The organism is Terrabacter tumescens (genome assembly GCF_014646815.1).
GTDB lineage: Bacteria > Actinomycetota > Actinomycetes > Actinomycetales > Dermatophilaceae > Terrabacter > Terrabacter tumescens.
In genome coordinates this window covers 358,740-376,913 of record NZ_BMNZ01000003.1, presented here as the reverse complement: position 1 = coordinate 376,913, position 18,174 = coordinate 358,740, and the positions used below count along the sequence as shown (strand labels likewise).

The 18,174-nt window shown below is 70.8% G+C and carries 15 protein-coding genes; 4 read left to right on the top strand and 11 right to left on the bottom strand.

What is annotated here, in order from left to right; translation table 11 throughout:
- The first annotated feature begins 72 nt into the window (after positions 1-72).
- Together glmM and IEY30_RS09100 are read left to right on the top strand one after the other, a co-directional pair.
- Complete coding sequence (gene glmM / locus IEY30_RS09105) at positions 73-1,419, top strand: phosphoglucosamine mutase (RefSeq protein WP_030194316.1); 1,347 nt, start codon at positions 73-75, stop codon at positions 1,417-1,419.
- A gap of 75 nt (positions 1,420-1,494) precedes the next feature.
- Positions 1,495-2,676 (top strand): low temperature requirement protein A, encoded by a 1,182-nt coding sequence (locus IEY30_RS09100; protein ID WP_229674919.1) that lies wholly within the window; start codon positions 1,495-1,497, stop codon positions 2,674-2,676.
- Between the two features lie 90 nt (positions 2,677-2,766).
- Here IEY30_RS09100 and IEY30_RS09095 read toward each other — a convergent pair whose 3' ends face one another.
- The 8 genes from IEY30_RS09095 to glpX form a co-directional block, all read right to left on the bottom strand.
- Positions 2,767-3,282 (bottom strand): beta-class carbonic anhydrase, encoded by a 516-nt coding sequence (locus tag IEY30_RS09095; RefSeq protein ID WP_030194322.1) that lies wholly within the window; start codon positions 3,280-3,282, stop codon positions 2,767-2,769.
- A 14-nt stretch (positions 3,283-3,296) separates the two neighbouring features.
- Positions 3,297-5,009: a fumarate hydratase gene (locus IEY30_RS09090; RefSeq protein WP_030194324.1), complete on the bottom strand. Its 1,713-nt coding sequence runs from the start codon at positions 5,007-5,009 to the stop codon at positions 3,297-3,299.
- 146 nt (positions 5,010-5,155) lie between these two features.
- Positions 5,156-6,019 (bottom strand): carbohydrate ABC transporter permease, encoded by an 864-nt coding sequence (locus IEY30_RS09085; protein WP_229674918.1) that lies wholly within the window; start codon positions 6,017-6,019, stop codon positions 5,156-5,158.
- Positions 6,016-7,173, bottom strand: coding sequence for a carbohydrate ABC transporter permease (locus IEY30_RS09080; protein ID WP_229674917.1), 1,158 nt, complete (start codon positions 7,171-7,173; stop codon positions 6,016-6,018). Before IEY30_RS09080 ends, IEY30_RS09085 begins: the two co-directional genes overlap by 4 nt.
- Positions 7,170-8,531, bottom strand: coding sequence for an ABC transporter substrate-binding protein (locus tag IEY30_RS09075; protein ID WP_030194331.1), 1,362 nt, complete (start codon positions 8,529-8,531; stop codon positions 7,170-7,172). The genes IEY30_RS09080 and IEY30_RS09075 overlap by 4 nt, the downstream gene beginning before the upstream one ends.
- Positions 8,532-8,769: 238 nt before the next feature.
- Entirely contained in the window at positions 8,770-10,497 is a 1,728-nt protein-coding gene (locus tag IEY30_RS09070) for a substrate-binding and VWA domain-containing protein (RefSeq protein WP_030194333.1), read from the bottom strand.
- A 126-nt stretch (positions 10,498-10,623) separates the two neighbouring features.
- Complete coding sequence (locus tag IEY30_RS09065; protein ID WP_030194336.1) at positions 10,624-11,550, bottom strand: carbohydrate kinase family protein; 927 nt, start codon at positions 11,548-11,550, stop codon at positions 10,624-10,626.
- 10 nt (positions 11,551-11,560) lie between these two features.
- Positions 11,561-12,553, bottom strand: coding sequence for a class II fructose-bisphosphatase (glpX, locus tag IEY30_RS09060; protein WP_030194339.1), 993 nt, complete (start codon positions 12,551-12,553; stop codon positions 11,561-11,563).
- A gap of 96 nt (positions 12,554-12,649) precedes the next feature.
- Between glpX and IEY30_RS09055 the strand changes: the two genes are divergently transcribed.
- Positions 12,650-13,357, top strand: coding sequence for a DUF4245 domain-containing protein (locus IEY30_RS09055; protein WP_229674916.1), 708 nt, complete (start codon positions 12,650-12,652; stop codon positions 13,355-13,357).
- A 71-nt stretch (positions 13,358-13,428) separates the two neighbouring features.
- Here the strand turns inward: IEY30_RS09055 and IEY30_RS09050 are convergent, their stop codons facing one another.
- Together IEY30_RS09050 and xseA are read right to left on the bottom strand one after the other, a co-directional pair.
- Entirely contained in the window at positions 13,429-13,713 is a 285-nt protein-coding gene (locus IEY30_RS09050) for an exodeoxyribonuclease VII small subunit (protein WP_030194345.1), read from the bottom strand.
- Between the two features lie 10 nt (positions 13,714-13,723).
- Complete coding sequence (gene xseA / locus IEY30_RS09045) at positions 13,724-15,160, bottom strand: exodeoxyribonuclease VII large subunit (RefSeq protein ID WP_052358322.1); 1,437 nt, start codon at positions 15,158-15,160, stop codon at positions 13,724-13,726.
- 127 nt (positions 15,161-15,287) lie between these two features.
- Here xseA and IEY30_RS09040 point away from each other — a divergent pair, with 127 nt between their 5' ends.
- Positions 15,288-16,322: a 4-hydroxy-3-methylbut-2-enyl diphosphate reductase gene (locus tag IEY30_RS09040; RefSeq protein ID WP_030194351.1), complete on the top strand. Its 1,035-nt coding sequence runs from the start codon at positions 15,288-15,290 to the stop codon at positions 16,320-16,322.
- 77 nt (positions 16,323-16,399) lie between these two features.
- Here the strand turns inward: IEY30_RS09040 and IEY30_RS09035 are convergent, their stop codons facing one another.
- The gene (locus IEY30_RS09035) at positions 16,400-18,103 is read right to left on the bottom strand and encodes a substrate-binding and VWA domain-containing protein (RefSeq protein WP_030194355.1); all 1,704 of its coding nucleotides are present in this window, start codon (positions 18,101-18,103) and stop codon (positions 16,400-16,402) included.
- Between the last annotated feature and the right edge of the window lie 71 nt (positions 18,104-18,174).

Here is an 18,174-nt window from a genome sequence, read left to right as displayed (position 1 = left end):
GCGGTATCGTCGTGCGAGCACATCTGTGGCCAGGCACCGTCGGTCGCACCCCTCCGGAAGGCAGAAACACGCGTGGCTCGACTCTTCGGCACGGACGGCGTCCGTGGTGTGGCGAACAAGGACATCACCGCCGAGCTCGCGCTCGACCTCTCCGTGGCTGCGGCCCACGTCCTCGCGGAGGTGGGCGCCTTCAACGGCCACCGCCCCGTGGCGGTCGTCGGTCGCGACCCACGGGCCTCGGGGGAGTTCCTCGCTGCGGCGACCGTGGCGGGCCTCGCGTCGGCCGGTGTCGACGTGCGCGACGCCGGGGTGCTGCCCACCCCTGCCATCGCCTACCTCGTGGCCGAGCAGGACGCCGATCTCGGTGCCATGCTCTCGGCGTCGCACAACCCCATGCCCGACAACGGCATCAAGTTCTTCGCCCGCGGCGGCCACAAGCTGGCCGACGAGCTCGAGGACCGCATCGAGGCGCGCCTGCGTGACCACTGGCAGCGACCCACCGGGGGAGACGTCGGCCGCATCACGCAGCTCGCCGACGGGGCCGACCGTTACGTCGCCCACCTGCTGGCCACGCTCCCGCACCGGCTCGAGGGCCTTCACGTGGTCATCGACGCCGCCCACGGGGCCGCCTCCGAGGTCGCCCCCCGTGCCTTCCGCGAGGCGGGAGCCCAGGTCACCGTCATCGGCGGCGCTCCCGACGGCCTCAACATCAACGACGGCTACGGCTCGACGCACACCGAGCACCTCGAGGAGGCCGTCGTGGCGGCCGGAGCCGACTTCGGCATCGCCCTCGACGGCGACGCCGACCGGTGCCTCGCCGTCGACGCCGCCGGCAACGAGGTCGACGGTGACCAGATCATGGCGATCCTCGCGCTCGCCATGAAGGAGCAGGGCGTGCTGCGCGGCGACACCCTGGTTGCCACCGTGATGTCCAACCTCGGCATGATCCAGGCCCTGGGTGGCGCCGGCATCACGGTGCTCCAGACCGCCGTCGGCGACCGTTACGTCCTCGAGGGCATGAAGCACGGTGGCTTCTCGCTCGGCGGTGAGCAGTCCGGCCACGTCGTCATGCTCGACCACGGCACGACCGGCGACGGCACGCTCACCGGGCTCATGCTGGCCTCGCGGGTCGCGGCCACCGGGCGCACCCTCGCCGACCTCGCCGGCATCATGACCCACTTCCCGCAGGTGCTCGTCAACGTCAAGGACGTCGACAAGTCGGCGCTCGACGCCAACGCGGCCGTCGCCGACGCCGTGCGCGCGGCCGAGGGCGAGCTCGGCGAGACCGGCCGGGTGCTCCTGCGCAAGTCCGGCACCGAGCCTGTCGTGCGCGTCATGGTCGAGGCCGCCGACCGCGAGCAGGCCGCCGCCGTGGCCGACCGCCTCGTCGGCGTCGTCAAGGCCGAGCTCTCGCTCTGACCCGGCCGTCCTGACCGGCCCGTCCCGACCCGTCGGCGGGGAGCCGCCCCTCGGGGCTGCTGGCAGACTCGTGGCGTGAGCCACGTCAACGTCGTGCCCCTGACGCGCCGGATGCAGCCCCGCGACCCGCACGAGCAGCACCGGGTGGCGACACCGCTCGAGCTGTTCTTCGACCTCGTCTTCGTCGTCGCCATCGCCAGCGCCGCCGCCCAGTGGCACCACGGCCTGGCCGAAGGGCACCTGGGCGACCTCGTGGGCTTCGTCATGGTCTTCTTCGCGATCTGGTGGGCCTGGATGAACTACACGTGGTTCGCCTCGTCCTACGACTGCGACGACGTGGCCTACCGGCTGCTCACCTTCACCATCATGGCCGGATCGCTCATGCTCGCCGCCGGCATCCCGGACCTGTTCACCAGCGGCCAGTCCGGGCTCGTCGTGGCCGGCTACGCGGTCATGCGGTTCGCGATGGTGGCCATGTGGCTGCGGGCTGCGGGCAGTCATCCGGAGGGCCGGCGCACCGCCCTGACCTACGCGGCCGGCATCTCGGTCGTGCAGGTGCTCTGGATCGCGCGGCTGCTGCTCGAGGGCGAGACGGGGCTCCGCGCGTCGTTCTTCGCTCTCGTCGTGCTCGAGCTGCTCGTGCCGGTCGTGGCCGAACGGCACGGGATCACCCCGTTCCACCCGCACCACATCGCCGAGCGCTACGCGCTGCTGACCATCATCGTGCTCGGGGAGGTCATCCTCGCCTCGGTGCAGGCGGTCCAGGGCGCCCTGGTCCGGGGCGCCGAACCGGGGCTGCTCGCCCTCGTGGTCGGCGGACTGCTCATCGTCTTCTCGATGTGGTGGCTCTACTTCAAGCGCGACCACGCACCCCTCTTCGAGGGCGAGATCGCGAGCACCTTCCTCACCGGCTACGGGCACTACCTCGTCTTCGCCTCGGTGGCCGCCACCGGAGCAGGGCTCGCCGCCGCCGTCGACCAGGTCCAGGGCGAGGCGCACGCGACGGCTCGCGTCATCGGGCTGGCGCTCGCCGGCGCCGTGGCGGTCTACGTGTGGTGCCTGACCGCCATGCACGCGATGGCGGGGGCGGCGGCGGCCGAGACCAGGGTGGGTGTCGCCGTCGGCCTGGTCCTGCTCGGGGTCGCGGCGCTGGCGCTGCCCGTGGGCCTGACGGTGCTGACCATCGGCTTCGTGCTCTCGGCCGCGGTCGCGCACCACGTCTGGACGACGCGCGACGTCGCGCCCCTCCCCGCCTGACAGACCGAACGCCGCGTTCGGTGCCGAACGCGCTGTCGCAACAGTGAGTTCGGCACCGAACGCGGCGTTCGGCGGTGGAAGCGGGGTGGGTCAGTCGACCCGGCGCAGCAGGCCCGTGTCGACGTCGTAGATGAAGCCGGCGACCTCGACGCCCTCCGCGATGAGCGGGTGCGTGCGCACCCTCGCGAGGTCCTCACGCAGTGCGCGCTCCTGGTCGGCGATGGCGTGGAACGTGATCCACGACGCGTCCTTGCCGGCGCTGGCACCGACGCGCTCGCGCAGCTCGGCCTCGGAGTTGGACGCCATGGCGCAGCGGGTGTGGGGCACGACGAGGATGCGGTCCACGTTCAGCAGGTGGGTGGCGAGGACGAGCGCCTCCAGGGCGTCGCTGCCGACGCGGCCGCCGGGGTTGCGGAAGATCTTGGCGTCGCCCGGCTTGAGGCCGACGAGGCCGAGGGGGTCGATGCGGGAGTCCATGCACGTGACGATGGCAACGCCGGCCTGCGCGATGCCGTCGAAGCCGGCCATGTCGAAGCGGTCGGCGTAGTCGCGGTTGGCCTCGAGCAGGTCGTCGAACCCCTTTGCTGCAGTGACGTTCTCACTCATTGGTGTCCTCTCGTTCATTGGAGTCCGGGTCGCTTGGAGATCGTGAAGGCCATCGGCTTGCTCACCTCGGCGAAGAAGTCGTTGCCCTTGTCGTCGACGACGATGAAGGCCGGGAAGTCCTCGACGTCGATCTTCCACACCGCCTCCATGCCGAGCTCTTCGTACTCGAGCACCTCGACGTGCCGGATGCAGTCCTGGGCGAGCCGGGCGGCCGGGCCGCCGATCGACCCGAGGTAGAAGCCGCCGTGGGCCGCACACGCGTCGGTGACCTGCTTGCTTCGGTTGCCCTTGGCGAGCATGACCTTGGAGCCGCCCGCGGCCTGGAACTGGTCGACGTAGGAGTCCATGCGTCCCGCGGTCGTCGGCCCGAAGGAGCCGGACGGCATGCCCTCTGGCGTCTTGGCCGGACCGGCGTAGTAGACGGGGTGGTCCTTGAGGTACTGCGGCATCTCCTCGCCGGCGTCGAGGCGCTCCTTGATCTTCGCGTGGGCGATGTCGCGGGCGACGACCAGCGGGCCGGTGAGGGACAGGCGCGTCTTGACCGGGTGCCTGGACAGCTCGGCGAGGATGTCGTCCATCGGCTGCGTGAGGTCGACCTTGACGACGACGTTGCGGCTCGTCGAGCTCACCCCGATGGCGTCGTCCTCGTGGTCGCCGAGGTCGACGGCGCCGGCGTCGGGCAGGAAGCGTGCCGGGTCGGTCTCGAGCTGCTCGATGAAGACGCCGTCGGCGGTGATCTTGCCGAGCACCTGCCGGTCCGCGGAGCACGAGACGGCGATGGCGACGGGCAGGCTCGCGCCGTGGCGGGGGAGACGGACGACGCGCACGTCGTGGCAGAAGTACTTGCCGCCGAACTGGGCGCCGATGCCGAACTGCCGGGTCAGCTCGAGGACCTTCTCCTCGAGAGCCGTGTCCCTGAAGCCGTGGGCCGTCATCGAGCCGGACTTGGGCAGCGAGTCGAGGTACTTCGCCGACGCGTACTTGGCTGTCTTCAGGGCGAACTCGGCGCTCGTGCCGCCGATGACGATGGCGAGGTGGTAGGGCGGGCAGGCGGCCGTGCCGAGCGAGCGCAGCTTCTCGTCGAGGAAGCGCATCATGGCGTCCTCGTTGAGGATGGCCTTGGTCTCCTGGTAGAGGTAGCTCTTGTTGGCCGAGCCGCCGCCCTTGGCCATGAAGAGGAACTTGTACTGGGACTCGTGGCCGGGGAGGGTGTCGGCGTAGAGCTCGACCTGGGCCGGCAGGTTGGAGCCGGTGTTCTTCTCCTCCCACGTCGTGATCGGCGCCATCTGCGAGTAGCGCAGGTTGAGGCGGGTGTACGCGTCGTGGACGCCCTCGCTGATCGCGCGCTCGTCGGTGCCCTCGGTCAGCACGTGCTGGCCCCGCTTGCCCATGACGATCGCCGTGCCGGTGTCCTGGCACATCGGCAGCACGCCGCCCGCGGCGATGTTGGCGTTCTTGAGCAGGTCGAGGGCCACGAACTTGTCGTTGTTGCTCGCCTCGTCGTCCTCGAGGATGTTGCGCAGCTGCTGGAGGTGGCCGGGCCGCAGGTAGTGCGCGATGTCGTGCATCGCGGTCTCGGTGAGCAGCCGCAGCGCCTCGGGGTCGACCTCGAGGAAGGTGCGCCCTCGCGGGCCCTCGACGGAACGCACGCCCTCGGTCGTCAGCAGCCGGTACGGCGTCTCGTCGGCGCCGATCGGCAGCAGGTCCTCGTAGGCGAAGTCGGCCACGACACGCTCCTTGCGATCACCGGCGGGCCGGGGTGCCCACCGCACGGGCGTATGCCGCGCGGCCACACGGCATACGAGAGTCCCCTCCCAGCCTAGTGAACGGCTGGGAGGGGACCGACGCGAGGTGCGTCACGTGGACCGGCGGGTCAGCCCTTGACGGCGCCGGACGTCATGCCGCGGATCATGAAGCGCTGCAGCGTGACGAAGACGATCATCGGGATGATGATCGAGATGAACGCGCCGGCCGTGAGCAGCTCCTGGCCCTGACCCTGCGTGCCGAGCAGCTGCTGGAGCTTGACGATGACCGTCGTGTTCTCGCTCTTGAGGAAGAGCTTGGCGATGAGCAGGTCGTTCCAGACCCAGAGGAACTGGAGCGTCGCGAAGGCTGCGATCGCCGGGATCGACATCGGGGCGACGAGCCTCCAGAAGGTCTGGAAGTGGCTGCACCCGTCGATCTTGGCCGACTCGACGACGCTGCGCGGCAGCGTGCTCATGTAGTTGCGCAGCACGTAGATGCACAGCGGCATGCCGAAGCCCGTGTGCAGCAGCCAGACCGCGATGTACTGCCCGCTGATGCCGAGGCCGCGCGGGCCGAGGACATTGAGCATCGGCTGGAAGGCCACCTGGATGGGGACCACCATGACGGCGATGATGAGCAGGAAGAAGAACTCCTTGAACGGGAACTCCATGAAGGTGAACGCGTAGGCGGCGAACGCCGCGAACATGATCGGGATGACCGTCGCCGGGATGGCGACGACGATGCTGTTGATGAAGCCCGAGCTGAGGTCGGAGCCCGTCCAGGCGCCGGCGTAGTTGCTCGTGGTCCACGAGGCCCCGAAGGGGTTGAACAGCGCCGTCCACCAACCGGAGCCTGCAGCGTCGTCGCGGGTGCGGAAGGACGTGACGAGCAGCCCGAGGGTCGGGATCGTCCAGAGGATCACCAGGATCGTCATGGTGACGATCGAGAAGGGGCTGCGGGGCCGCCCGTCCTTCATCAGGGAACGGCTCATCGACCTGCCTCCTCGTCGCGGAAGTGCTTGATCTGGTACCAGATGAGCGGGATCACCGCGATGAGCAGGACGACGACGATGGCCGTCGCCTGTCCGGCCTCGCTCGCCGCAAAAAGCTTGTTGAAGAAGAGGTTCGCGATGACGTTGGTGCCGTAGGCGCCGTTGGTCGTGACGTAGACGATGTCGAAGACCTTGAGAACCGTGATGAAGACCGTGACGAACACCGTGATGATGGTGCCCTTGATCTGCGGGATGACGACCTGCCAGAAGATCTGGAGCTCGCCGGCCCCGTCGATGCGCGCGGCCTCGATGGTGTCCTCCGGGACGCCCTTGATCGCCGAGGAGAGAAGCACCATGGCGAACCCCGCCTGCAGCCAGATGAGGATCACCATGAGCAGGATGGAGTTGAGCTTGGCCGTGTCGAGGGCCAGCCACGTCTGCGGGTCGCCGCCCAGTCCCGTCCAGATGGCGTTGAGCAGGCCCGTCTGGGCCTGCCCGGGGTTGTTGTAGGCGTAGACGAGCAGCCAGATCGCCGAGGCGCCGACGGCCGAGATCGCCATCGGCAGGAAGATCAGGCTCTTGGCGACCTTCTCACCAGTCGCGGACAGCTTGTCGGCCAGCACCGCGACGATGACCCCGAACGCGACGACGAGCGCCGGCACGATGAGCAGCCACAGGATGTTGTTGACGATGGACTGCCAGAACTCGCTGCTGCCGAAGATCGTCTTGTAGTTCTGCAGTCCCACGTAGGCGGTGCTGTCGGCGTTGGCGAACGAGTAGTTGATGGTCTGGAACGTCGGGTAGATGAGCATGAGCCCGACGAGCAGGAGACCCGGCAGGATGAACGCGTACGGGATGAGGCCCTCGGACAGCCGGCGCGGCAGGCCCTCGACGAACATGTTGAGGAAGTAGAAGAGCAGCGCTGCACCGCCCACGCCGCCGACGATCGCGAGGACGCCGATGACGAACTTGTTGCCGAACCACTGGGGGTAGTAGCCGAAGGCGAGGAAGAGGTTGGCCAGGCCCCACACGACGACGACCATCCCGACGATGCCGATGGCGACCTTCGCCGGGTTGGTCCGCAGGTGCGCGTCCGGGTCGTCCCCGGCGCGCAGTCTCTGGCGTGGCGCTGCCGCGCTGGTGTCGGCGGTCATGACTTCGGCCAGGAGGCTTCGATGTTGTCAGCGGTCTGCTGCGAGCTCTGGCCGCTCTCCCACTTGATCATCTCTTTCCAGAAGGTGCCAGAGCCGACGGCCTTGGGCATGAGGTCCGATCCGTCGAACCGCAGCACGCTGGCCTTGTTGGCGATGTCGGCGATCTTGCGGGTCGTGTCGTTCGGGTAGTTGCTCACGTCGAACGTCTTGTGCGGCGAGAGCCAGCCGCCGGCCTTGGCCCAGGGGCCGCCGAACTTGTCCGAGGTGAGGAACTCCATGACCTTCTTGGCGTCCGGGTCGGTGCCGTTGAAGAGGGCTGCGAGGTCGCCGCCGCCGAGGATGGCCTGACCGTTGTAGCCGCCCTCGAAGCGCGGGAAGACGTAGATGCCGACGGAGTTGTCGAGGTCCGCCTGGACGTTCTTGGGGTAGAAGGTCGTGGCGAAGTTGCCCTGGCGGTGCAGCATGCACCGCGGCGGGTTGGCGAAGGCCGGCGTCATGGCGTCGCCGAAGGGGGTGTTGAGCACGCCCTTGGTGCCGCCGAGGACCATCTTGGGGTCCTTGTTGAACTTGGCGGCCTCGTCGAGCGCCTTGACGACGCGCGGGTCGTTGAACGGGATCCGGTGCGAGGTCCACTGGTCGTAGACGTCGGGGCCGTACATGCGCAGCATGAGCTCCTCCACCCAGTCGGTGCCGACCCACCCGGTGGCCTGGTCGGAGCCCCAGCCGATGCACCACGGGGTGATGCCGGTCGCCGCGATCTTGTCGGCCACGTCGGTCTGCAGCTTCTGGATCGTCTCCGGGGCGGTGTTCCAGCCGCCCTTCTCGTAGGCGGCCTTGGGGTACCACACGATGCTCTTGACCGCGTTGCGCATCGGGGCCCCGTAGACGCGGCCCTTGTAGCGTCCGGCGTCGAGGAAGCCCGGCAGCAGGGTGCCCTGGAGCTTGTCGTAGTCGAGGTAGGTGTCGATCGGCCAGACCTTCTTCTGCGCTGCGAACTCGAGCATGCCACCCGGCTGCGGGAAGAGGCCGATGTCGGGAGCGTCGCCCGAGTTGACCTTCTGCTTGATGGTCGTCGTGAAGTCCTGGTCGGACACGTACTGGATCTTGATGCCGCTGCTCTTCTCGAAGTCGGCGAGAGAGGCGTTGAAGTTCTTCTCCTCGTCGCCACCGAAGGCGCCGAGGATGGTCACCACCTTGTCGCCGTCGGCCGAGCCCCCGTCGATGAATCCACCTGCGCCTCCGGCGCCGCCGGCCCCACCCCCACCGGCGTTGGGGTTCTGCAGGCACCCGGCCAGGACGAGGGTCGCGGCGGCGACCACCCCGCCAGCCTGCAGTGCCCGTCTGGGAAATCCACTCATGGTCGCTCCTCGTCGTTGAGTTGTGCGTCGATCCCCACCGGTCAACGTGACCACGGTCACGTGAAGTACCTCATTCCTACCGCGTCGTAGCAGGTGGGTCCAGTGTGGTGACCTGCTCGTGACCTACCCCGAACCGCGGGGCGAGCGACGCCCGGCGGATGCCGGGTACGCGAACGGCCCCCGGGGACGCCGGGGGCCGTTCGCGTGACACCTGTGGTCGGTGTGACCTCAGGAGGGCTCAGACGCATCGTCCGTTCTTGCACTCGTGGTCGAACAGGGCCCGGGCGAGCACCGTCGTCATGTCGGCCGGGGAGGGCGCGGCGTAGAAGTCGGAGTAGGTCATCTTCGAGATCTGCGACAGCGCCTTGGGGTCGACGTCCGGGCCGATGCCGATGGTCGTGACGGCGATCGGCTTGTTCGGGTCGCTCGCGGCCCGGAGGTTGGCCTTGAGCTGCTCGAGCGAGATCCCCTGCGGGTCGTCGTTGCGCCCGTCGGTGAGGATGACGACGGCGTTGACCCGGTTGGGGTCGTACTGCTGCTTCGCCTTCTGGTACGCCGCCCAGATCGTGTCGTAGAGGCCGGTGCCGCCGCCGACGTTCTTGGCGAGGGTGCTGGCGGCCGTCGCGACGAGCGCCCGGTGGGAGTCGTCGTCGAGGCGGCCGATCGGGGCGAGCTCGCGCCAGTCCTTGCCCGGGCCGCCCTGGTCGATGGAGAAGACCCACAGGCCGAGCTTCGTCGTCTTGGGCAGGGCGGCGAGGGCGATGCCCGCGGCCTCCTGGGTGATCGCCACGCGGGTGGTGTCGCCGACCTTGTCCTTCATCGAGCCCGACACGTCGAAGACGGACAGGATCGAGAAGTCGGTCGTCGCCGACTGCCACACGTTGGTGGCCGCCGTGACGGCGGCGGCGTCGGGGGTCGGGCCGATCTTGACCTCGCCCACGCTGCCCTGCGGGGTGGGCATCGTGACCGGGACGCCCGTCGAGCGGATGCCGTACTGGGCGAAGATCTTCGCGGCGGCCGGCGTCATGAGGTAGGCGCGGAGCAGCTCGACCGCCTGGTCGCGCACCGGGTCCGTCGCGACGTTGACGAGGGAGAACTCGAAGGCCGGCGTGCCCTCGCTCGGAGTGACCGAGACCATCTTGTGGTCGGGGTAGAGCCGGTTGTGGTCGATGAGGTCGGCCTCGGACACGGGGAACGCCGACGCGGTCGTGGGGTCGGCGTTGTAGGCGCCGAAGAGGTCGTCGATCGACGGGGCGGCGCCCTTGGCGAGCTTGGGGATGACGACGCGTCCCTGCTCGTTGGACAGCTCCGGCAGGGCCGAGGCGAGCGTCAGCATGCCGGCCGTGGTCGAGCGCGGGTCGCTCATCCGGATCGGGCTGTCGGACGCGACGAGCTCGAGCCACTTGGGCTGGCCGTCGAGCTTGGCGGCCTGGGCCGGGTCCATGGCGATGACGAGCGGGCTCTTGGCGAAGGGGCTCGACGGCTTGGCGTTGAGCTTGGCGGTCGCGTTGACCCGCTCGAGCCAGCGCGGCGAGTCGGGGATCCAGCCGTCTGGCCGGTCGGGCTGGCCCTGGCCGAGGCCGATCATGGCCTCGATGGGCGCCTTGCCCTTGACGACGTAGTCGACGCACGGGGAGTCGGGATCGGCCTGGTACTCCTTGGCGAGCGCCAGCACCGCCGGCTGGGCGGCCTCGGAGACCCACAGCGAGACCGGGGTGCGGTCGGGGCACGACTTGCCCGGCGTCGCGGTGAGGGCGGCGACGGGAGCCGCCTCGCGGCCCTTCCACCAGAGGGCGCCACCGACACCGGCGCCGGCGAGCACGACGACGCCGAGCACCGCCGCGATGATCCGGTTGCGCCGGGCCGCGGCGATGCGGGCCTCGAGCGCCTTACGGTTGGCGCGGCTCTCGAGGAGGCTCTGTTCGTAGGGGCCCATGGGGCGACGTGGAGGGGTGGGGTTGGACACGAGGTTTCCTCACATGAGGACGCCCCGGCACCGGGGCGTCAGGGTGAACCACCGGCCAAAACTACCCGCGGTTCGCGCAGAATGGTGCCCGACCCCGGGGCCGATTGTCTAATGTCCGATTTGTCCTCAGGAGAGGGCGATTCGCGTCGGCGCGTAGGCGCCGGCCCGCTCCACGGTGAGGGCCCCGGCGCGCAGGGCGCGCTCCACGGCAGGGACGACGTCGTCGAGGGTGGAGGCGCGCAGGCGGGTCCTCGCCTCGGGTCCGCCGAGCAGGCCGGCGTCGAGCAGGCCCGAGACGAGACCGGCCATGAAGGAGTCGCCGGCGCCGACGGTGTCGACCACCTCGACGCGGGGCGCGGGCAGGGCCAGCTGCTCGCCCGTGCGGGTGATCCGCACGACGGCGCCCTCACCACCGCGCGTGACGACGACGACGGCCGGCCCGAGCTCGCCCCAGGCGCGCAGCACCGCGTCGAGGGACTCGCCGGGGCAGAGCCACTCGACGTCCTCGTCGCTCAGCTTGACGACGTCGGCGAGGGCGATGGAGCTCTCGATCGTCTCGCGGGCCTGCTCGGGGCGGCCCATGAGGGACGGGCGGGCGTTGGGGTCGTAGGACACCGTCGCACCGAGCTCGCGAGCCGCCGCCAGGATGGCGCGCACCTGGGTGCCGCCCGGCTCGAGGACGGCCGCGATGCTGCCGGTGTGGACGTGGCCGTATGCCGTGAGGCCGGGGACCGCGGCCACCTGCCACTCGAGGTCGAAGACGTACGACGCGGCGCCGCTCTCGTCGAGGGTCGCGTGGGCGACGGAGGTGAAGGGAGCACCCTGGGAGCCCGCGGTCAGCGCGACGCCGCGCTCACGGCATACCTCCTCGATGCGGCGACCACGCTCGTCGGTCGCGATCCACGTGGCGAGGTCGACGGGGTGCTCGAGAGCGGCCAGGCCGAAGGCGACGTTGGCGGGGCTGCCTCCGACGTGCTCCTCGGTGAGCCCGGCCGGGGTGGTGACGGCGTCGACGAGGGCCTCGCCGACGACGAGCGTGCGGGTGCTGCTCACGCGGGCCTCCTCAGGGCTCGATCATGTCGGTGCTGCCGAACCAGCCCGGACGGTCGAAGCGGTGCTCGCTGTCGATGGTGCGGATCGTGCCGCTGCGCGAACGCATGACGAGGGAGTTGGTGCGCGCCGACTTCGCGCCGTAGCGCACGCCGCGGAGCAGCTCGCCGTCGGTGATGCCTGTCGCGACGAAGAAGCACTCGCCCGTGACGAGGTCGTCGGTCGACAGGACGCGGTCGAGGTCGTGCCCGGCGTCGAGGGCCTTCTGGCGCTCGTCGTCGTCCTTGGGCCAGAGGCGGCCCTGGATGACGCCGCCGGTGCACTTGATGGCGCACGCGGCGATGATGCCCTCGGGCGTGCCGCCGATGCCGAGGAGCAGGTCGACACCGGTGTCCGGACGGGCCGCCATGACGGCGCCGGCGACGTCGCCGTCGACGATGTAGCGGATGCGGGCGCCCGTCTCGCGGATCTGCTCGGCGAGGCCCTCGTGGCGCGGGCGGTCGAGCATGACGACGGTGACGTCGGCCGGCGTCTCCTTCTTGGCCTTGGCGATGCGCCGGATGTTCTCGGCGACGGGCAGGCGGATGTCGACGACGTCGGCGGCCTCGGGGCCGGTCGCGATCTTGTCCATGTAGAACACGGCGGAGGGGTCGTACATCGCGCCTCGGTTGGCGACGGCCATGACCGCGACGGCGTTGTTCATGCCCTTGGCCGTCAGCGTCGTACCGTCGATCGGGTCGACGGCGACGTCGACCTCGGGTCCGGTGCCGTCGCCGACCTGCTCGCCGTTGAAGAGCATCGGGGCGTTGTCCTTCTCGCCCTCGCCGATGACGACGACGCCGCGCATGCTGACGGTCGAGATCATCGCGCGCATGGCCTCGACGGCGGCGCCGTCGGCCTTGTTCTTCTCGCCGCGGCCGACCCACCGACCCCCGGCCATTGCTGCTGCCTCGGTCACCCGGACCAGCTCGAGAGCGAGGTTGCGATCCGGCTGGCTGTGCTTCATCAGGGGTCCTCCGTCGGCGCAGAACGAGTCGGCGCCAGCCTAGCGGTGAGCCCGCCCGGGTTTGGACCGCGTCCCGGAGTCGGGGACGATGGGGACATGAGCACCCCGTCGACGCCGTCGACACCCCCGGCAGAGAGCACCCCGACCGCCGTGACGGAGACCTCGGCGACGGCGGATCCCGTGTCGACCGAAGCTGCGTCGGGCGAGCCCGCGGCGCCGGCCGCTCCGCCGAGCCGCTACTCGCTCGGCACGTTCCCCAACATGTTCCGCTCGATGTTCGTCATCGGGCTGTTCGTCCTGGCCCTCGTCGCCATCGTGCCGCGGATCAGCCAGGTCCAGCGCCCGGCCGTCGACGCCGCCGGCAAGGCGAGCCAGGTCGCCGCGCAGACCACGTGGCCCGTGCAGCTGCCGAAGGGCCTCGGCGAGGGCTGGGTGCCCACCGTGGCGACCTACGCGCCGGGCACCGAGAAGGTCCCGACCTTCACGACCGTCTGGACCACCCCGAGCGGGGCCGACATCGCCCTCAAGCAGGCAGTGAACGCGACCCAGGGCTGGGTCGACCGGTCCGTCAACGACGGCGAGGCCGCAGGGACCGTGACGGTCTCGGGCCGGACGTTCGAGAAGTTCGTCGCCGGCGACAAGGGCCAGCTCGCCTACGTCGCGAAGGGGCAGGGCGCCAAGGGCCTGACGCTCGTCGCGAGCGGCACGGCGCCCGAGGACGAGCTCAAGGCCTTCGTGGCCGCGCTCGCGCCCGTGGCGCCCGCTCCCGGCGTCTCGCCGGCGCCGTCGACGACCACCGGATGACGGGCCGCTGACGGGACGCTGGCTGGCCGTGGTCGGTTCGACAGCCTGGTGCCGCTGACCCGACGGGTCGCTCAGGACTCGTCGTCCTCGTCGAAGATCTCGTCGTCGGCGTGCAGCTCGCCCGCAGGTGCCGGAGGCCGGGTGGCCCGCTCGATCTCGGCCTGCGCCCCGTCGAGCCAGGTGGCGCAGTGCGCGGCCAGGGCCTCGCCGCGGCGCCACAGGTGCATCGAGTCCTCGAGGGGCGCCTGGCCGGCCTCGAGCTTGGCCACGATCGCGATGAGCTCCTCGCGGGCGTCCTCGTAGCGCATCCCGGCGATGTCGGGGAACGAGCCGTCGGTCGTCGTCGCGTCAGCCATGGGCGCCACCCTATGACGTGGGTTCGTCGGCGCTGTCGACCGGCTTCGGCGGGCTCGCCTTGCGGGGCCGGCGGGTCGACGCGGCCTTCGCGGTGGCTGGCTTCGCCGCCGCCTTGGCGGTCGACTTGGTCGTCGTGTTGGTCGCTGCCTTGGCGCTGGGCTTGGCGCTCGTCCTGGTGGCGGCCTTGGCGGTCGTCGTCCGGTCGGTCGCGTCCTCGGCGCCGGCCGACACCGGACGCACGCCGAAGTCGCCCCGCGCCACCCGGACCCGGAGCAGCTCGCCCACGCCGACGTCGTCCTGGTCCATGACGATGCGTCCGTCGCGGTGCTGCACGACGGCATACCCCCGCTCGAGCGTCGACTGGGGAGACAGGGCGACGACCTGCCGGCGCAGGTGCTCGGCCTGGTCGGCGGCGCGATGCAGGCGCGCCTCCATGCGCGTCGTGGCGCGGGACCGCAGGGCGGCCACCTCCTGACGGCGCGCGCGGACGAGGGCGACCGGGTCGGCCATGACCGGGCGGGAGACGAGCGAGCGCAGCCCGGAGCGCTCGGCCTCGACCCGGCGCACCATGGCGCGCCGCACCCGGTCGCGGCCGGCGTCGACGAGGGCCTGCTCGTGCGCCGCGTCCGGGACGACCTTCTTGCCGGCGTCGGTCGGCGTCGACGCGCGCCAGTCGGCGACGAGGTCGAGCAGCGGGGTGTCGACGTCGTGGCCGATGGCGCTGATGACGGGCGTCCTGGCCTGGGCGACGGCGCGGATCATGGCCTCGTTGGAGAAGGGGAGCAGCTCCTCGAGGGCCCCGCCGCCACGGGCGATGACGATGACGTCGACGGCCGGGAGGGCGTCGAGCTCGCGCAGTGCCTCGACGACCTCGGTGACGGCCGACGTGCCCTGCACCGCGACCTCGCGGATCTCGAAGGCCACTGCGGGCCAACGGCGCCGGGCGTTCTCGACGACGTCCTTCTCAGCGGCCGAGTTGCGACCGGTGATGAGACCGACGCGGTGCGGGAGGAAGGGGATGGGCCGCTTGCGCTTGGCGTCGAAGACTCCTTCGGCGGCCAGGGTGCGCTTGAGGATCTCGACGCGGGCGAGGAGGTCGCCGATGCCGACGGGGCGGATCTGGCGGGCCTCGAGCTGGAGCGTCCCGCGCTTGGTCCAGAAGGTCGGCTTGGCCTGCAGCACGACGCGGGCGCCCTGGGCGAGCGGGATCGGCATGGCGTTGACGGCGTTCATCGGTACCGAGACCGAGAGCGACATGTCGACATCGGGGTCGCGCAGGGTGAGGAAGGCGGTGCCACCTCGCGGGTTGAGCTGCACGACCTGGCCCTCGACCCACAGCTGGCTCATCCGGTCGACGTAGTCCGAGATCTTGAGGCTGAGCACCCGCACCGGCCAGGGCTGCTCGGCCGTCGTGTCGGCGGCCTTGTCGGGCAGCGGGCTCGTCATGCTCACCCGCGCCACCCTAGAGGTGTTGTCCGGGCGGTGGCGTGCACCCGGCGGCGGCGCGGTGACTCCCCGTCGACGCGCGCTGGGCGAATCGGGCTCGCGCACGGGGTCCCCGTACGATGGGCGCATGAGCGACACCGCCGACCAGACGTCCGCCAAGAAGGTCCTGCTCGCGGCGCCGCGGGGCTACTGCGCCGGCGTGGACCGCGCCGTCGTGACGGTCGAGAAGGCGCTCGAGCTCTACGGCCCGCCCGTCTACGTGCGCAAGCAGATCGTGCACAACAAGCACGTCGTCACCACCCTCGAGAAGCGCGGCGCGATCTTCGTCGACGAGACGGACGAGGTGCCCGAGGGCGCCACCGTGATCTTCTCCGCCCACGGGGTGGCTCCCGTGGTCCACGAGGAGGCGAAGGCCCGCAGCCTCAAGACGATCGACGCCACGTGCCCGCTCGTGACGAAGGTGCACCGGGAGGCCGTGCGCTTCGCCGACGACGACTTCGACATCCTGCTCATCGGCCACGAGGGGCACGAGGAGGTCGTGGGCACCTCGGGCGAGGCGCCCGAGCACATCACGCTCGTCGACGGCCCCGACGACGTCGAGAACGTCACCGTCCGCGACCCCGAGAAGGTCGTCTGGCTCTCACAGACGACGCTGTCGGTCGACGAGACGATGCAGACGGTCGCGCGCCTCACGGAGAAGTTCCCCGCCCTCCAGAGCCCGCCCTCCGACGACATCTGCTACGCCACCCAGAACCGTCAGCTCGCCGTCAAGCAGATGGCCAAGGACACCGACCTCATGATCGTCGTGGGGTCGCGCAACTCGTCGAACTCGGTGCGGCTCGTCGAGGTCGCGATCGAGCACGGCGCCCGCGACGGCCACCTCGTCGACTTCGCCGACGAGATCCAGGAGGCGTGGCTCGAGGGCGTCACGACGGTCGGGGTGACCTCCGGCGCCAGCGTCCCCGAGGTCCTCGTGCGCGACGTGCTCGCCTGGCTCGCCGAGCGCGGCTACGGCGAGGTCGAGGCCGTCATCGCCGCCGAGGAGTCCCTGCTCTTCTCGCTGCCCAACGAGCTGCGCCGCGACCTCAAGGCGCGCAAGGGCGAGGACGCCGGCACGCTGCGCCACGACGCGGCCTTCGAGGACACCGGCTCGCTGCACTGACCCGTCCGCCGGACCGCCCGACGGACGTCGACACCGGGCCGGCACGGACCGGCAGGGACTGCGACTGGGCGCCTGCGTCAGCCGCCGAGGGCCTTGGCCAGGGCCGGCTGGAGCTCCTCGACGGTCCGCGTCGAGATGTACTGGCCACCGGTCACGGACACGACCTGCTGCATCGCGGCAGCGTCGGCCCGACCACCGATGCCCAGGACGACGATGCGCACCGGCCGCTTCGCGTCCTTGGCAGCGGCGAGGCGCTTCTTCAGCAGGTCGAGCGACAGGCCGTAGTCGTCCTCGTTGGGGCCGTCGGCGACGACGACGAGGGTGTTCGTGAACCCGGGGCGCCAGGCGGACTTCGCGCGGTCGTAGGCGGCGGCGATGGTGTCGTAGAGCCCGCTTCCGCCGCCGACGTACGTGTCCAGGCCGGTGACTGCGGAGTCGAGCGCGGTCAGGCTCTTCGCGACGCCGAGGCCGGCGTAGGCGGTGAGCTGGCGGTAGTCGTCCGCGCGGTTGCCCACGTGCAGGGAGTAGATCCACAGCGAGGCGACGGCGGTCGGCGAGACAGCCGCGAGGGCGCGGACCGTCGACTTCTGCACGACGGCGAGGCGGGTCGCCCCCTCGGTCCGCTCGAGCATCGACCCGGAGACGTCGACCGCGATCAGGGCCTGCGTCTTGCGGGCCGAGGCGTTCCACAGCGAGAAGACCCCGGCGAGGGTCGCGGAGCTCGGCGCGGCGGCGTCGCGGATCTCGCCGTAGAGGGGTGACGGGTCCTTCGGGTCACCGGACGCGGTGCGGAACCCGCTGTCCTGCAGCAGCTTCTGGGTGGCGGAGGACGTGAGGTAGGCGCCCAGGGCCTTGACGAGACCCGCCTTGGCGTCGTCGGTGGTGAGGGGGACGAGGGAGTACTCCAGCGGTGGCGCGCCCTCCGACGCCGCGACGGCCGAGAGCTGCTCCTCGGGGTGCGCGGCGTTCCAGGCGACGAGCTGCGCCTGCGACACGACGGCCGCGCCGGAGCGTGCCTGTGCGAGACCGTCCAACGTGACGCCGCCGCCGGCGGTGGGCGCGGAGGACGTGACGAGCGAACGCATCCGCGGGACGGGAAGCGTGGCCGCGGCGACGCCGAGGACGTTGCGGGCGATGGCGGAGCGGTTCGGGTCGGGGATGCGCACCGGCACGGTGCCACCGAGCAGGTCCGCCCAGCCGAGGCGCGTGCCGAGAGCCGACGCGGCGTCGTCCTTCATCGCGAGGACCACCGGGGTGGAGGCGAACGGCTCCGTCGGCGCGAGCGACGAGCGGGACACGGCGTTGGCGCGGCCGATCCACACAGAGGAGTCGGTGATCCAGGCGTCGGGACGCCCGGCGCCGGCCAGCGAGCCGGCGACCGAGAAGGGCTCCTCGGAGTCGATGGTGAAGGCCGCGCAGGGGGCGTCGGGGCGCTGGGCCAGGGCGGTCGCGGCCGCGCCGACGACCGGCGCGATGGCGGGTGCAACGGCGACCCGCACCTTGACGGGCTTGGCGCACGACGTGGGCTGGGCCGCGACCGTGGGCACCGAGGTGGGCACGTCGCGCTGGCCGATGTAGCGGTAGGCCCCGTAGCCGACTCCGGCGGCGACGACGACCGTCGCCACGGCGGCGACGACACGGGTGCGACGGCGACGGCGGGCACGCTCCCGCTCGGCCGCCTCGACCCGCTCGCGCGACTCGCGCAGGCTCTGCTCGTACGGTCCGATGCGCCGCCTCGGCGCGCTGGAGTCCTCTGGACTGGTGCCCCCCGGCCCCGTCACGATCTACCCGATCCCACGCGCGTATTGTGCGCGGCGCCCTATCAGGTGTCCACTATCGGGACAAATCGGGC

What these genes read in the sequence shown, in the direction of transcription:
- IEY30_RS09075 (WP_030194331.1), bottom strand. Translation starts at nt 8,531, where the DNA reads ATGAGTGGATTTCCCAGACGGGCACTGCAGGCTGGCGGGGTGGTCGCC.
- IEY30_RS09040 (WP_030194351.1), top strand. Translation starts at nt 15,288, where the DNA reads ATGAGCGACACCGCCGACCAGACGTCCGCCAAGAAGGTCCTGCTCGCG.
- IEY30_RS09080 (WP_229674917.1), bottom strand. Translation starts at nt 7,173, where the DNA reads ATGACCGCCGACACCAGCGCGGCAGCGCCACGCCAGAGACTGCGCGCC.
- IEY30_RS09055 (WP_229674916.1), top strand. Translation starts at nt 12,650, where the DNA reads ATGAGCACCCCGTCGACGCCGTCGACACCCCCGGCAGAGAGCACCCCG.
- xseA (WP_052358322.1), bottom strand. Translation starts at nt 15,160, where the DNA reads ATGACGAGCCCGCTGCCCGACAAGGCCGCCGACACGACGGCCGAGCAG.
- IEY30_RS09085 (WP_229674918.1), bottom strand. Translation starts at nt 6,019, where the DNA reads ATGAGCCGTTCCCTGATGAAGGACGGGCGGCCCCGCAGCCCCTTCTCG.
- IEY30_RS09095 (WP_030194322.1), bottom strand. Translation starts at nt 3,282, where the DNA reads ATGAGTGAGAACGTCACTGCAGCAAAGGGGTTCGACGACCTGCTCGAG.
- IEY30_RS09050 (WP_030194345.1), bottom strand. Translation starts at nt 13,713, where the DNA reads ATGGCTGACGCGACGACGACCGACGGCTCGTTCCCCGACATCGCCGGG.
- glpX (WP_030194339.1), bottom strand. Translation starts at nt 12,553, where the DNA reads ATGAAGCACAGCCAGCCGGATCGCAACCTCGCTCTCGAGCTGGTCCGG.